Source organism: Kineosporia mesophila, assembly GCF_021129235.1.
Classification (GTDB): Bacteria; Actinomycetota; Actinomycetes; order Actinomycetales; family Kineosporiaceae; genus Kineosporia; species Kineosporia mesophila.
This window is the reverse complement of the sequence record NZ_JAJOMA010000015.1, coordinates 75,500-89,229: the sequence shown is the minus strand read 5'-3', so window position 1 is coordinate 89,229 and position 13,730 is coordinate 75,500. Positions and strand designations below refer to the sequence as shown.

Annotated in this window: 10 protein-coding genes and 3 pseudogenes; 5 read left to right on the top strand and 8 right to left on the bottom strand. The window is 70.7% G+C overall.

Annotated features, from left to right (window positions below; genetic code table 11):
• Positions 1-68: 68 nt before the first annotated feature.
• Together LR393_RS21305 and LR393_RS21300 are read left to right on the top strand one after the other, a co-directional pair.
• Positions 69-923 (top strand): helix-turn-helix transcriptional regulator, encoded by an 855-nt coding sequence (locus tag LR393_RS21305; RefSeq protein ID WP_269327633.1) that lies wholly within the window; start codon positions 69-71, stop codon positions 921-923.
• Between the two features lie 24 nt (positions 924-947).
• Positions 948-1,856, top strand: a complete 909-nt coding sequence (locus LR393_RS21300) for a cutinase family protein (protein ID WP_231485891.1) — start codon at positions 948-950, stop codon at positions 1,854-1,856.
• 24 nt (positions 1,857-1,880) lie between these two features.
• Here the strand turns inward: LR393_RS21300 and pdxY are convergent, their stop codons facing one another.
• The gene (pdxY, locus tag LR393_RS21295) at positions 1,881-2,732 is read right to left on the bottom strand and encodes a pyridoxal kinase PdxY (protein ID WP_231485890.1); all 852 of its coding nucleotides are present in this window, start codon (positions 2,730-2,732) and stop codon (positions 1,881-1,883) included.
• A gap of 144 nt (positions 2,733-2,876) precedes the next feature.
• Between pdxY and LR393_RS21290 the strand changes: the two genes are divergently transcribed.
• Positions 2,877-3,728, top strand: coding sequence for a hypothetical protein (locus LR393_RS21290; RefSeq protein ID WP_231485889.1), 852 nt, complete (start codon positions 2,877-2,879; stop codon positions 3,726-3,728).
• 20 nt (positions 3,729-3,748) lie between these two features.
• Here the strand turns inward: LR393_RS21290 and LR393_RS21285 are convergent.
• Both LR393_RS21285 and LR393_RS21275 read right to left on the bottom strand, forming a co-directional pair.
• Positions 3,749-4,440 (bottom strand): annotated as a pseudogene (locus tag LR393_RS21285) (response regulator transcription factor).
• A complete protein-coding gene (locus LR393_RS21275; protein ID WP_231485886.1) occupies positions 4,437-5,630 on the bottom strand; it encodes a sensor histidine kinase in 1,194 nt (397 codons plus the stop codon). The pseudogene LR393_RS21285 and the gene LR393_RS21275 overlap by 4 nt, the downstream one beginning before the upstream one ends.
• 122 nt (positions 5,631-5,752) lie before the next feature.
• On the opposite strand from LR393_RS21275, the gene LR393_RS21270 reads away from it, so the two are divergent.
• The gene (locus tag LR393_RS21270; RefSeq protein WP_231485885.1) at positions 5,753-6,349 is read left to right on the top strand and encodes a hypothetical protein; all 597 of its coding nucleotides are present in this window, start codon (positions 5,753-5,755) and stop codon (positions 6,347-6,349) included.
• A 31-nt stretch (positions 6,350-6,380) separates the two neighbouring features.
• On the opposite strand, the gene LR393_RS21265 is transcribed toward LR393_RS21270, so the two are convergent.
• A complete protein-coding gene (locus LR393_RS21265) occupies positions 6,381-6,644 on the bottom strand; it encodes a hypothetical protein (RefSeq protein WP_231485884.1) in 264 nt (87 codons plus the stop codon).
• Positions 6,645-6,877: 233 nt separating this feature from the next.
• Between LR393_RS21265 and LR393_RS37120 the strand changes: the two are divergent.
• Positions 6,878-7,096 (top strand): annotated as a pseudogene (locus LR393_RS37120) (isochorismatase family protein); the annotation flags it as partial.
• Between the two features lie 41 nt (positions 7,097-7,137).
• On the opposite strand, the gene LR393_RS21260 reads toward LR393_RS37120, so the two are convergent.
• The 4 genes and pseudogenes from LR393_RS21260 to LR393_RS21245 form a co-directional block, all read right to left on the bottom strand.
• Positions 7,138-8,880, bottom strand: coding sequence for a SpoIVB peptidase S55 domain-containing protein (locus LR393_RS21260; RefSeq protein ID WP_231485883.1), 1,743 nt, complete (start codon positions 8,878-8,880; stop codon positions 7,138-7,140).
• A gap of 309 nt (positions 8,881-9,189) precedes the next feature.
• Positions 9,190-10,005 (bottom strand): alpha/beta fold hydrolase, encoded by an 816-nt coding sequence (locus LR393_RS21255; RefSeq protein WP_231485882.1) that lies wholly within the window; start codon positions 10,003-10,005, stop codon positions 9,190-9,192.
• A 66-nt stretch (positions 10,006-10,071) separates the two neighbouring features.
• Positions 10,072-10,566 (bottom strand): annotated as a pseudogene (locus LR393_RS37115) (3-hydroxyacyl-CoA dehydrogenase family protein); the annotation flags it as partial.
• Between the two features lie 836 nt (positions 10,567-11,402).
• The gene (locus tag LR393_RS21245; RefSeq protein WP_231485880.1) at positions 11,403-13,640 is read right to left on the bottom strand and encodes a choice-of-anchor J domain-containing protein; all 2,238 of its coding nucleotides are present in this window, start codon (positions 13,638-13,640) and stop codon (positions 11,403-11,405) included.
• Between the last annotated feature and the right edge of the window lie 90 nt (positions 13,641-13,730).

Sequence of the window (13,730 nt, the reverse complement as noted above, 5' to 3'; positions counted from 1 at the left end):
ACTGGAAGGGCTAGGCAGTTGAGTCCATAATTCATGACGAATAGTCCACGGCGAGCTGGCGGTCGGGAATGAATGCACTGGATTCGGTCCTTTCGGCCGCACGGACTCACGATGCCCGCCACGAGCGACTGGTGGGGCGGCGGACGTTTCCGGGCGACCGTCCCGGCAACCAGGCCCTGGTCGTCTGGGTGGCCGCCGGACCGGTCACCGTGGCGGGGTCCGCGCTCGCCGCGCCGGCGCCGTCCGACGGGAAACTGGTCACCGGAGACGTCCTCTTCGCCGGCCCGGACGCCTCCTTCGTCCTCGAAGCGGCCCCGGACGCCGAGGTGCACGTGCTGTCGCTGGACATCGAGCCGCTGTCCGCCGACGCGCTGGGCCGGGCCCTTCCTCCGCTGATCGCCCTGGAGTCGGGCGGTGAGGCGGCCCGATCGGCGGCGGCCGCCATGCTCCTGATCTCGCAGGAGCACGCCGGCGCGCGCCCCGGCGCATCCGTGATCACCTCGCGCCTGGCGGATGTCGTCTACGTGACCGTGGTCCGGGCGGCGGCGCTCTGCCTGGCCCAGGGCACGTGGCTCGCCCTGCTCAACGACCCGCGGCTGGCCCGCGCCGTGAGCGCCGCCCACGACGATCTCTCCCGGGGCTGGACCGTGGCGCATCTGGCCGCGGTGGCGGGGATGTCCCGTTCGGCCTTCGCCGCCGCGTTCCGCGCCACATCCGGCCAGGGACCGATGGAACACCTCACCTGGTGGCGCCTGTACCGGGCCAAATGCCTTCTGCGCTCGACCGATCTGGACATCACGCAGATCGCCGCGCAGCTGGGGTTCTCCAGCGGCACCGCCCTGAGCCGCGTGTTCCGTCAGCACACGGGCGTCTCGCCCACCCCCTGGCGCCGGGCCCGGGCGAGCGACCCGTCGTGGACCTGATCCGGGCGAGACGAAGCCGCTGACGTGACCGCCGATTCCCGGGAGTTCCCCGTGCCCACCGCGTTCCGCCTCGCCGTAGCAGCCGTAGCAGCCGTAGCAGCCGTGGCGGCTCTGGCCACCGGGCTGCTCGTGAGCGGATGCGGCGACGGGACCACCGCTTCCCCGACCACCACATCGCCGACGACACCGGCGTCCACCAGCACCTCGTCCTCACACACCCCGACCCCGGTGGTGACGACGACACCGGGGGCGACCAGGGCGTCCACCATTGACCAGAACCCGTCCTGCACCGGCTATCTGGTGATCACCGCGCGGGGCACGAGCGAGCCACTGGCCGACTCCAACCTGCTCAGCGGGGTGGCGCGGCAGATCGCGGCGGCCCACCCGGGCCGCACGCGCCACTACGACGTGCCCTACCCCGCCGACGCCGTGTCGCTCAGCACCACCCCCGGGGACGCGTTCTTCGGGGCGAGCGCCGACGAGGGAGTGCGGCTGCTGGTCGGGGAACTCAACGTCGCGGCGCGAAAGTGCCCGCAGCAGAGGTCGATCGTGATGGGTTATTCGCAGGGTGCCCTCGTGGCCGGCGACGCCCTGATCGGTGCATCGGTCCGGGACGCCGGGCGGGACGAGGCCGAGCTGACCCCCACGGCGGCCGGGAACATCGACGCGGTGGTGCTCTACGGCGACCCGCGCTTCGTCGGCCGAGAGCCGTTCAATGTGGGCGACTACGACAGCACCGTCGACGGCATGATGACCGACCCGCGACCGGCCGGTGCCCTGGACGCGTTCGTCGATCGCCTGCGCGACTACTGCGTGGCCGACGACTTCGTCTGTCAGTCCGGCGGGCGCTTCGCCCCGCACGTGTCCTACTTCACCAACGGGATGCAGGAACAGGGAGCACAATTCGCGCTGAGCCGGATGCGGGCCCGGTGACCGGGAAGGCCACCGGGCCGGAAGTCAGCGCACCTGCGTGGCGCTGAACTGCATGCGGGGCGTGGCGTAGAACTCCTGGGCCTGGATCAGCTGGAGCTCGCGCTCACCGGAACGGTAGGTCAGGTCGATCAGGTCGAAAACGCTGGAGGCCGTGCGTTCCAGCGCCACGGCCGGCTTGCGCGATTCCAGGTAGTGCGCGGTGAACAGGGCCGCGGTGACGTCGCCGGAGCCGTTCGCCTTGAAGGGCAGCTGCGGGGTGCGCACGATCCAGGCGCCACTGTCGTCGACGACCAGCATCTCGACGGTGTCCTGCGGGCGGTCCGGGCGCTCGACGCTCGTGACCAGCACCGTCGCCGGGCCCAGCTCGCGGGCCAGGTCGGCCGCGGCCAGCGTGGACTCCAGGGACGAGGGCTCGGTACCGGTGAGCACACCGAGCTCGAACTGGTTCGGGGTGATGATGTCGGCCACCGGCACGACCCGCTCACGCAGCAGGTCGGGGATCTCGGGGGCGACGAAGCACCCGGACTTGGCGTTGCCCATCACCGGGTCGCACGCGTACACCGCCGAGGGGTTCGCGGCCTTGACCCGGCGCACGGCGTCGACGATGACGTCACCGATGCCCACTCCGCCCTGGTAGCCGGACAGCACCGCGTCGACCTGCGGGAACACTCCCCGCTCCTCGACCCCGAGGAGCACCTCGGCGACGTCGGCCGGCGGGATGAGCGGGCCGCGCCAGGCCCCGTACCCGGTGTGGTTGGAGAAGTTCACGGTGAGGACGGGGACGACCTCGACACCGATGCGCTGCAGGGGGAAAACTGCCGCGGAGTTCCCGACATGACCGTGGGCGACCGCGGACTGGATGGAGAGGACCTTCATTCCCCCCACCTTAATGCGGTGACCGGCCGGACCCGACGAGGGGTGGACAGACCGTAGACCCGGCAACACGGCCGGTCACCGGGCGTGCGGCGAACGCGGGCCCCTGATTGACCGGGAGCGGCCCGACGACGCAGGGTCGAACGGGTGTACACCCTGTCCTCACCCACCGTCCTGGCCACGGATGCCGCCGCCCATCCGAACGCCCTGCCGCTCCTGCGGGGGCTGAGCGGAGCGTTCCGGATCAGTGAGGACGGCGCCTACGCCCTCGCCCAGGCCTGGCACGACCGGGACGAGAGCGCCCACGGCGTGGCTTGGGTGCTGGTGGCGCTGCTGGACATGAACGTGCCCACGATGGCCGAGACGCTGAAGAGCGCCGGGGCCACGATGAGCGCCGACTCCCTGGCGACCGGCCGGTTCGGCACCAGCTCGCAGGTCGCCGCGCTGGTCGCGACCGCGGCCGCCGACTGGCCGGACGCGGCGATCGCGCCGGTGCCGGGCACCGGTTACGTGCCCGCCTCCGCGGCCGTCGCCGCGGCGGCCGCGGCCGGGCTGTGGGCCCACCCGCAGCTGGAGGCCGAGCAGGTGGCGGCCCTGCGGGCCCCGTTCGAGCAGGCCGCGGACAGGACCTCGCTGTACGAGAGCGGCGACTCTCTCTACGGCCCGCGCAGCGTCGCCGTGCTGGAGCTCATCGACCGGGTGCGGTCCGGGCAGGTCACGCCCGCCCAGCTGGCAGGCATCACCTGGCCCGCCGGGGTCTGGGCCCAGGCCATGCACGAGGCGGCCTGGGCCTGTCACCGCGAGAACCGCCTGCGCGAGCAGATGCGCGCGGTGCTCGACGTGACCCTGGAGTTCGTCGCGGCCAACCCCGGGCTGTCCCCGGCCGGGATCCGCGCGTGCACGGCCGCGCTGCACGCCATGACCGTCAGCCGGCTGGTGGCCGACGTGGCGGACGAGAAGGCGGTCGGGGACCTGACGCTGGCCGAGTTCGGGATCTGATCCAAGGGCTGAGCCCGGCTCTAGGGGTTGAGCCCGGCGCGGAAGGTGAACGAGACCAGCTGGGCCCGGTCGCGGGCGCCGACCTTCGTCATGGCCCGCACCGCATGAGTTTTCACGGTGAACGGCGACACGGACATCTGCGCCGCGATCTCCTCGTTGCTGAGGCCCCGCGCGACCTGGACGACGACGTCCCGCTCCCGGGGTGTCAGGGCGTCGAACCGGCGCAGCAGGTCCTTGTCGACCACCGGCGGCGGGTTGTCGGTCATCTGCCCGATGAGGGCGGCCGTCGCGACCGCCGACAGCGCTCCCCCGCCCGCCATCACCTCGGCGATCCCGGCCACCAGCTCGGCCGGGCTCACCGTCTTGCCGAGGAAGCCGTTGGCCCCGGCCCGCAACGCGGCGATGACGATGTCGTCCTGGTCGAACGTGGTCAGCACGATCACCCGGAGCGACTGGGGCGGGTGATCGGCGCGGATGCGGCGGGTGGCCTCGACCCCGTCGATGCCCGGCATCCGGATTGGGGGCACCTCCCGGCCCTTTAGGGCTGGGGGACCATGAGCACCAGGTCGACCGGGTGCTCGCGCAGGAACGGCACGGCCTGGAGGCCGTCGGACAGGGCGCCGACCACCTCCAGCGACGGATCGAGCAGGAGCATCGCGCGGATCCCGGCGCGGATGTCGTCCTGGTCGTCGACGATCAGGACCCGGGTCACACGACCACCTCGCCCACCGGGCCGAACTCGGCCCGCACCCGGAAGACCCCGCCGTGGCCGGCGATCGACAGGCTCCCGTTCGACGACTCGACCCGTTCCCGCATCCCGACCAGGCCGAGCCCACCGCCGGGGACGGCCCCGCCGTTGGTGGGGGCGACCTTGTTCTCGACGGTCACACGGATCCTGCCCTCGTGTTCTCGCACCGCCACCTCCGCCGTCCCGTCCCCGTGGCGGTAGGCATTCGTCAGTGCTTCCTGGACCACCCGGAACACCGTCACCCCGACCCCCGGCTCGACGGAACCCTCGGGGAGGTCCAGACGGGTGACGACTTTCAGCCCGGCCTGCTCGAACGAGGCGACCAGCGCCGGGATCCCGGCCAGGGACGGGGTCGGCCGCAGCGCCTCGTCACCGGGCCGGGTGTCGCCCCGGCGCAGCAGGGCGAGGATGCGCTGCGTCTCGACGATCACCGTGCGGGCGTTCGAACGGGCGGAGATCAGTGCGCGGCGGGAGTTCTCGGCGTCGGGCGGGAGCCTGATCTCGGCGATCCCGAGGTTCATGCTGAGCATGGCGACCTGGTGACCGATCACGTCGTGCAGGTCGCGGGCGATCCGCAGGCGCTCGGCGGTCACCCGCCGGAAGGCCTCGACCTCGCGGTCGGCGACGGCCTTCTCGGCCCGCTCCTCCAGCATCCACCAGCGGTCCCGGTGATGCCGTAGCGCGGCCCCGGTGGCACCTCCGGCGATGGCCGAGAAGAGCGCCGCGACACCGACGTTGGCACCACCCCGGAATCCGCCCACGGTCATGAACGCCCCCAGGAAGAACACCGCGACCACGGCGATCGCGGGCACGGCGGGTTTTCCCCGGAAGGTGACCGACACCAGGACGAAGACCGCCATCATCCACACCGCCAGCGGATCGGTGCCCACCGCGGTGACGGCGAACGCGGCCGCACTGGTCACGACCAGCCCGGCCCACGGCCTCCACCACGACAGGGCCACCCCGCTGCCGGCCAGCAGCACCGACAGCACGGTGTCCCGGTCCGACCCGTGGATCACCACCGCGACGATCTGCCCGGAGAACGAGAGCGTGGCCGCCGCGTAGGCCAGCAGGTGCAGCACACCGGGCCGGCGGATCCACGCCGGGGCGGTGGGCCCGGCCGGCCGGTTGCGCTCCAGGACCTCCATGACCATGCCCCGATTCTCCGGCACGCGGGTCCGGCCCCTGTACTTCGTTCGAAGTACGCGCCCGTCCCGCCCGGCCCACAGACTCGCTACCAACAGCCCCCACACTTCTCAGGACGGGACGCATCACCATGTCGACCACCACCACCGGACGGGACGCGATCGGCGCCATCTCCCGGCTCTATCTGACCCGCGCGGTCATCGCCCTGGTCTGGGCCGGCCTGCTGGCCGTGTCGCTGTCGTCGGCGGGCACCCTGACCGCCGACTCCGACCTGCCCCGGCTCGCCGTCGTCCTCCTGATCCTCTACCCCGTCCTCGACGTGGTCGCGTCCGTCCTCGATGCCCGGACCCAGCAGGCGGCCGGTGCCCCCGGCACGGTGCGGGCCCAGCTCGTCAACGCGGGCATCAGCGCGATCACCACCGTCGCCCTGATCGTGGCCGTGACGGACGGCCCGGCCACGGTTCTACGCGTCTTCGGGGTCTGGGCCACGCTCACCGGCCTGATCCAGCTCGCCCTCGCGATCACCCGGCGGCGCCGCGGTCTGCCCGGGCAGGTCGCGATGATCGTCAGCGGCGGGCTCTCCACGCTGATCGGGCTGATGTTCTTCGCCCAGGCGGCCCAGGACGAACTGATGCTCACCGGGGTGGCCGGTTACGCCGTCGGCGGGGCGATCCTCTACCTGGTCTCCACCGTCCGGCTGCGTCGCGCGAAGGCTAACCCGAGCTGACTCCTCCTCGTGCGGGACCCGATCCGTGGGCTCAGGAGGAGGGGTCGGGCGTGTCGGGCACGGCCGCGGCGATGATGTCGTCCCGGAACTGCGCGATGACGTCGTCGGGGATGTAGCCGTCGACGGCGACCTCGGGGGCGATGGTCAGCCACCAGTTGAGGATCTCCTGCACCTTGGCGCGCGGGATGTCGACGGTGAGGCGTGGACCGCTGAGGAACGTCACCGCCACGAAGCCGGGCCGCGGTGGCACCGTCTCGATCTGGAGAACACCGGGGATGACCGCCGGGCCACTCACCTCAGACGGTCCGGCCGTCTTCGCGGAACCACCCGGGCCGCCAGATCACCTGAACCGTCATGACGGGAGAATAGTTCGTGATCCGGCCCGGCCGCGAGAGCCGGCGCGTTCCTGGGGCCCCGGATCACGGACGAGGCTCAGCACCTGTCCGGCCCGATGGCGTACGACGACGGCACCTTCTCCCCCGAAAGCAGGCCTCGTGACCGACCCGTCGACCGCGATGATCCTCGTGGATCTCCAGGACCGGATCGGTCCTGCGGGTCCGGCTGTGCGAACAGGGCGTGTCCTGGACGGTGATCGTGGGCCTGTCGACGGCCCACGGGGTGGCCGCCACGGCCGTCAGCGCGCCGGCGGGCGACTTCGCCGTGACCGTGGTGCCCGATGCCACCGCGAGCGCCACCACTGACGAGCACCGGTCGGCGCTGGAGGAACTCAGCGCCGCCGGTGCCGTCGTAACGCGATGGATCGTGTACTGCCCTGACCGGGCGGTCGGCTACTTCACCGTCACCGAGACCGTCTTGAAGTACGAGCTGACGGTCGTCTTCAGCGCGGTCTCCCGGACGCTGTGCTTCTTGGCGCCCTTGGAGCTCCTCAGGTCGACCTGGCTGACCAGGACATTGTTCGCCGGGGCGCTGCGCAGCTGGGCGAGCAGGGCCGTCAGCGAGGCCGGCTCGTTCGTCGCGGGGGCGGCGGTCAGGCCGTCGGCCACGGTGAGGGAACCGGTCCAGCCCTTGCTCTTCTTCGGGACCGCCACCGTCAGCGGCACCGTGACCTTCTTCGTGGAGCGGTAGGCCAGCAGCGTGGCGCGCAGCGGAATGGTGCCGCCGGACGTGACCTTCTGGGTGCCCTTGAGCGCCACCCAGGTGCCGCTCTTCTTCGTCTCCACCTTCGTCACCCGGTAGGGCTTGTAGGTGGTGCTCACCGTGCCGGTGACCTTGACGCCGGTGATGTTGACGTTCTCGAACTCCTGCTGCACGAGCGGGCTGATCGACGCGTAGAGCGCGTCGGCCGTGGCGTAGGCGACGTCGTAGGAGTCGGCGTAGCGGTCGGTGTGGGTCAGCGAGAACTTCTTGCCGCCGGCCCGGGTGCCGGTGACGGTGTAGGTCACCGCGGCCGACCCGGCCCCCTGCGCACCGTTGGCCTTGACGATCGCGGACTGCAGGTGGGTGGCCGCGATGTCACCGGCGTAGGGCTGGTAGACACCCACGGTCTTGCCGGTGAAGGTCTTACCGGCCGCGTTCTTCAGCGAGGTGGTGATCGGGTAGGTGTGCTTGGGCGCCGTGCCCAGGGTGCTGGTCAGCCCGATGGTGCCGTCCTGGGTCACGGTGCCGACCACCCCACCGGGGTTGCCCACCTTGAACGGGCCACCGACCGGATCGGCCTGCACGTAGACCGCGGTGGCCGGGTGCACGCTGTACTCGGCCGGGCCGACCCCGAAGAACGGGTGACCGAAGGCGATCGCGGTCTTGCCGCACACGTAGGTGGTGGTGCCCAGCGCGGTGGCCGCGATGTCGCCGTAGGACAGCGCGGCGGCGTAGTTCGACCCGGCGAAGATCTCGCTGGGCGAGGACTTGGCGCTCGCGCTCAGCGTCGAGGCGGCGGAGGCGCTGGTGCGCACCACCGGACCGCTGTTCTTCTCGATCCCGGCGAGGAAGTGCTGGGTGTTCTTCGGGGCCGCGCCGGTGATCGTGACCGGCACCGGCAGCCGCTGGAAGCCCTTCGCGGCGAGCTTCGCGGAGGCCTCGCCCGTACTGGCGATGCGGGCCGCCTTCGTCGACGAGACCGCGATCTTCGTCGCGCTCTTCGTACCGCCCTTGAGCGCGAGCAGGTCTGCGGCCGGGGTGATCCCGGCGATCTTCGAGGACGCCGCCAGGCCGTAGGAGACCGACCCGATCAGCTTGCCGCCGGAGGTGTAGACCGGTGAGCCGGACATGCCCGCCCACACGCCACCCGCACGCTCGAGGGCGGGCGAGTCGACCTCGGCCATGATCATGTCCACGCCCGGGGCGATACCGTCGGTGACCCGGCCCAGGACCTTGGCCGTGAATTCTTCGGCCTTCGTACCTTTCTCGACCGTGTAACCGGTACCGGTCAGGCCGTCGACAGCCTGGGCGGTGGGAAGTGCCGTCGGGCAGTCCGTCGCCGCGGCGAAGGAGGACGACCCGGGAAGTGCGACGAGGACGCCGGAGACCACCGCCGTCGTGATGAACCCGAAGGCCACGTGGGACCTGCTCATGTTTCCCCCTGCTGTTCGAGATCCCAGGCGCGGCATGACGTTGCCGCGCGGTACCGGGTGGCCCACTCATCGCTTGTCTCGGTCGGCGGTGGTGGTGCCTCTCGGCGACTTCGACCATAAGCCGCTTCGGATGGCTTGTCCGGCTTTTGCGGGGAGTTACGACCATAGGGGTAGAGCGGGCACCGTCCCGTATCCGACGGGTGCCATATTTCCTCCTGAGGGAGGTTGATCTCCCGACCAGTAGCCGGTACAAGGGCAATCGCCCCTTAGGGCAGTGGCTTTCACCCCGCCCGAAAAGGTGACCGCCGCCTACGGGCCCACCACGCTCCCTCCCCTGGCGACTGCCTCCTGGAGGTGCTCACGCAGCAGGCCGATGATGCGGGACGACCACTCCGGCGGGAAAATGTGTCCCGTCCCGGCGATCTCGACCAGCCGGGCGGCAGGGATCGCCGAGGCCAGGGCCCGGCCGTGCTCGGGCGGGAAGACCGCGTCACACTCCCCGTGCACCACCAGGGTCGGGACCCCGATCCCGGCGACCGCCGGGCTCAGCGGTGGGGTTCGGTCCAGCGCCTGCACGTGATATCCCGAGGCACCGGGGGTCTCGGCGCGACGGGTCGAGCGCTCGACCGGATCACGCCAGTAGGCCTCGCCGAAGGGGGCCTGCGGGCCCACCAGCACGCGCCAGCCGGCCACGTCCGCCGCCACCCTGTCCTCCGGGGTGCGGGGCGGGGCGACCGCCATCGTCGCGACGTGGTCGAGCATCGCCCGGCCCGGGCCCGGTAGCCCGGTGCGCGGCCGCTTGCCGACCCTGCCGTTGGCGTCCGGCGAGGACGACAACAGCGCCAGCGACCGCACCACCTCGGGCTCCTGAACGGCCAGGAGCTGGGCGAGCATGCCTCCCATCGACTGCCCGACCACGTGCGCGTCGACCGCGCCGAGCCTCCGGACGACCTCGGCGGCATCCACCGCCAGGGCGGTCAGGTCGTAGGGACGCTGGGCGTGGTCGCCCCCGGTCGACCGGCCGGTGTCGCGATGGTCGTACCGCACCACCCGGAACCCGTCGTCGGCGAGTGCCCGGCAGAAGTCGTCGGGCCAGGAGATTCCCTGGGCCCCACCACCGGCCACGAGCAGCAGGGGTCGTCCAGGTGCCCGAGACTCTCGGTCCAGAGCCGGATCGCGGCCGCGGTACGATCAGCTGCTCCACGAGGACGCTCCGATCAGGTCACGGACCGAGGTGCCGTTCTTGGCCCCGAGCACCTGCTCACGTACGCAGGCGACGAGAAGCGGTGACGGGTCCAGGCCGGGTTCGTCGAACGCCTCCCGCAGTGACGTCGCGATCGCCAGGACGACGTCGGTCCCGATCAGGTCGACCAGCCGCAACGGGCCCATTCCGAAACCGTGCGCCGAGGTCATCACCGCATCCAGGTCTCCGGGCGGGCAGCCCTGGGCCACCGTCTCCAGCGCGTCGTTCAGATACGGCACCAGCAGCCGGTTCACGATGAAACCGGCCCGGTCGCCGCACCGCACGTGGTCCTTGCCGAGCGCGTCCGTCACCGCGACGGCCCTGGCCAGGGCGGGCTGCCCGGTGGACCCGGTGGTCACGATCTCGACCAGGGGCATGACCGGCGCGGGGTTGAAGAAGTGCAGCCCGATCACCGACTCCGGCCGCCGGGTGCGGGCGGCGAGGTCGGCGACGCACGTAGACGTTCGAGGTCAGCGCGCTGACCAGGCCCGAGATCCCGAACAGCACCACCCCGACGGTGAACACCAGCCGCCGGCCGAAGATGTCGGCCAGAGATCCGCAGGCCAGCATGAAGCAGGCGAACGCGAGATCGTAAGAGTTGATCATCCATTGCAGGGACGCCAGACCGGCGTCCAGTTCGGTGCTGATCCGCGGAAGCGCGACCGACGTCCCGGTGAGCGATGCCGGCAGCACCAGGACGGCGGCGCAGACAGCGACCAGGATCACCGTGGACCGGGAACGATCGGATATCGGCGGAGCTGTACTCATGCGGTCCTCGCGTTTCGGGGGAAGTTCCCGTACAGATGCGTGGACAACGCCAGGAGGCTTCTCTTTCACGGCACTGACGCCCGGCTGACGTCCGCGGTGGACCGGTGCCGACGTCGACCTGGCCGGTCACGGCCTGCGCGGCCGGTCCCCGCAGGCGCGATGGGCAAGGCCGTTCAGCACCGGGGAATTCGAGCCCTCCCCGTGTCCGGCCTCACGACCACCGCCGCGGCGGCCACGCTGATCGGGCAGATGCGCCTGATCGGCAACGGCGAACCGTGCGTCGTGGTGGCCCCCAGCATGGGTGGGGTGGTGGCCACGCAGGCGGCCGAACTGGCCCCGGCAGCGCCGCTTCGTGCAGGACATCGACGAGATCTCCGTCGCCCCGGCGAACGTCGTCACGCTGGCGACCTCGCACTCGCCGTTCCTCTCGCAGCCGGCCGACGCGATCCTCACCGCCTGGTGAACGAGTGGGTACCCGCCGTCACTGACGGCGGGTACCCACGTTCCCCGATCAGCTCTGGGCGCTACCGCCCGGCTGGAGGGTGCCGTTCACGGTGAGCGTGTACGGCGCGTACTGCTGGACCTGCTCGGTCGGCTCGTCGTAGGCAACGATGGCCACGACCTGGTCGAACTTCTTGAGCTTCTTCAGGTCCGGGCTCTTGCGGCTGAGCGTGATGCTGGACCTGCCGTTGAAGGTGACCTGGACGGCGCGGTGCTTCTTCGCGTTCAGGCCGACCAGGCGCACGTTCCAGTTGTTCACCGTGACCGGCACGATCTCCGTGGGAGAGTCGAACGGCTCGAGGCTGGAACCGTCGCTGATCGCGGTGCCACCGACGGAGATGTCGTCGACGAGCAGACCACCCTCGTTGACGCCACCGTCGCTGACGTACCGGATGCTGATCAGAATGTCCTGACCGGCGTACGCCGACAGGTCGTACTCCTCCGACTCGAACCCGGTCGTCGTACCGTTCAGGCCCGCGCCGAGCGGACCGTCGGCCACCGTGTGGTTGCCGGGAATCGGTGCGCTGTAGGTCTTGCCACCGTCGGTGGAGACGCTGACGTAGCCGTAGTCGTACGTCGCCTCGGCGCCGTACTTGGCCAGGAACCGCAGGGTCGGGTCCGCGGCCGGCACCGTCGCCCTGGTGACCAGGGCGGCGTCGGTGTTGTTCTCGTTGCCGGAGAACAGCACCGGGTTACCGGCCCGGTCCGGGTCGTCGCTCACGACGGTCCAGGCCAGCGGGACCGGCGGGAGGGTCTTCGCGCCGGCGAACGTCAGCGACTTCAGGTCCTTGCCCCGCAGGGCCTTGCCGTTCTTGCCCTTCAGTTCCACGTAGTCGGCGCCGTTGGGGGCTGCGCCCGGCTTCGCGTACGACTGCGTGTTCTCCAGGTTGACCGAGGCCTCGAGGCTCTTGGTGGTCACCCGGGACTTCGAGATGCCGGAGATCTTCGACTTCCTGGAGGCGTCCAGGAAGGCGTCCAGCAGCGTGGAGGACTGGAAGTCGTGCAGCACGCCGTAGACGTCCTTGACCCCGATCGCCTTGAGTTCGGCGGCCAGGCTGTCCAGCCCCTGCCGCTCGCCGTCACGGTGCAGCTGGGACATGAAGTCCAGGCCGTACCGGTCGTAGAGGAACAGCATGAACGAGTACGCCTGACCGTAGTCGGCCAGCACCGCGTTCGGGTTGTCGCCGTCCTCACCCCAGAGGTTCAGCGAGTTCTGCGCCCCACCGCTGTCCCTCGGGTTCGGGTTGTAGGTCGTGGGCACCGTGCTGTAGCCCTGGTAGGAGATGATGTGGTTGTCGAAGCCGGGTTCGAACACCGTCGCGGTGGAGTTGGAGTAACCGTCCAGCGCGATGGCGAAGTCGGACAGGCCCTCGTTGACCCACGTCACCTCGTTCGGGTCGGTGTAGTACTGCAGCAGGTGCTGCCACTCGTGCCCGAAAACGCCCTCGTACAGCCACGGACGAGCTGGCCGGCTGGTGCAGGGGTCACTGGTCGACGCGTCCACCGGGTCGGCGGTGGTGCGGTGCGTCCAGTCGTAGGCATCGATCGTCATCGTGTTGCGGTCGAACAGCTCGTTCAGGTACGACGAGAAGAAGCCCGCGGTGTAGGTCTGCACGGCCGGGAAGTCGTAGTAGTTGTCGTCGCGGACGTTGTCGACCAGGGTGACGGTCTTCTCACCCCCGCCGGTGTAGACGCCGCCGTTGCCGTTCGCGTCCGGCCCCAGCAGGGCCTTCGAGCCGTCCCGGTCCGGGGGCGTGCTGAAGGCAGCGGTCTCCTTCGGGTACATGTTGTCGTCGAACTCGTCGACCAGGCCCTGCACCTGCGCGTCGGTGACCGTGGTGCTGCCCGTGACCGCGTTACGGCAGTCACCTTCGGGGAACGCCAGGTCGTTGGCGACCCACACCTCGATGTGGTCACCCACGCCCCGCAGGGTGAAGTCCTTGCGGTAGTAGCCCTCGACGTCGTCGGAGGCGACCCACTGGCGCACCGTGCCGACGGCCGGAGTCGGCTCGGCCGCGGCCGACGCTTTCAGTTTGGCCTTGCTCGGCGCCTGGTAGCTGGTGGGGGCCTTGACCTTCTTCCCGTCCACCAGACGCGGGGCCTTGTTGCCCATGGTGATGTCGGAAGCGGCGCCACCGGGCTTGTCCTGCGTGGTTGCTGCGACACCAGCGGCTGCGGGTAACGCCAGGGTGGTGAGCGGCACGGCGAGCGCGAGAGCGATCGTCGCCGCCAGTCGTTTCCGGACCATCGAATCTCCTTGAAGACGTGGACGGAGGTCACTGCGCGAGCGGCGGCCGGCACGAGCGGATGAGCCCGGCCCGGACGCCGGCCGGACGGG

What these genes read in the sequence shown, in the direction of transcription:
- LR393_RS21305 (WP_269327633.1), top strand. Translation starts at nt 69, where the DNA reads ATGAATGCACTGGATTCGGTCCTTTCGGCCGCACGGACTCACGATGCC.
- pdxY (WP_231485890.1), bottom strand. Translation starts at nt 2,732, where the DNA reads ATGAAGGTCCTCTCCATCCAGTCCGCGGTCGCCCACGGTCATGTCGGG.
- LR393_RS21275 (WP_231485886.1), bottom strand. Translation starts at nt 5,630, where the DNA reads ATGGTCATGGAGGTCCTGGAGCGCAACCGGCCGGCCGGGCCCACCGCC.
- LR393_RS21270 (WP_231485885.1), top strand. Translation starts at nt 5,753, where the DNA reads ATGTCGACCACCACCACCGGACGGGACGCGATCGGCGCCATCTCCCGG.
- LR393_RS21260 (WP_231485883.1), bottom strand. Translation starts at nt 8,880, where the DNA reads ATGAGCAGGTCCCACGTGGCCTTCGGGTTCATCACGACGGCGGTGGTC.
- LR393_RS21245 (WP_231485880.1), bottom strand. Translation starts at nt 13,640, where the DNA reads ATGGTCCGGAAACGACTGGCGGCGACGATCGCTCTCGCGCTCGCCGTG.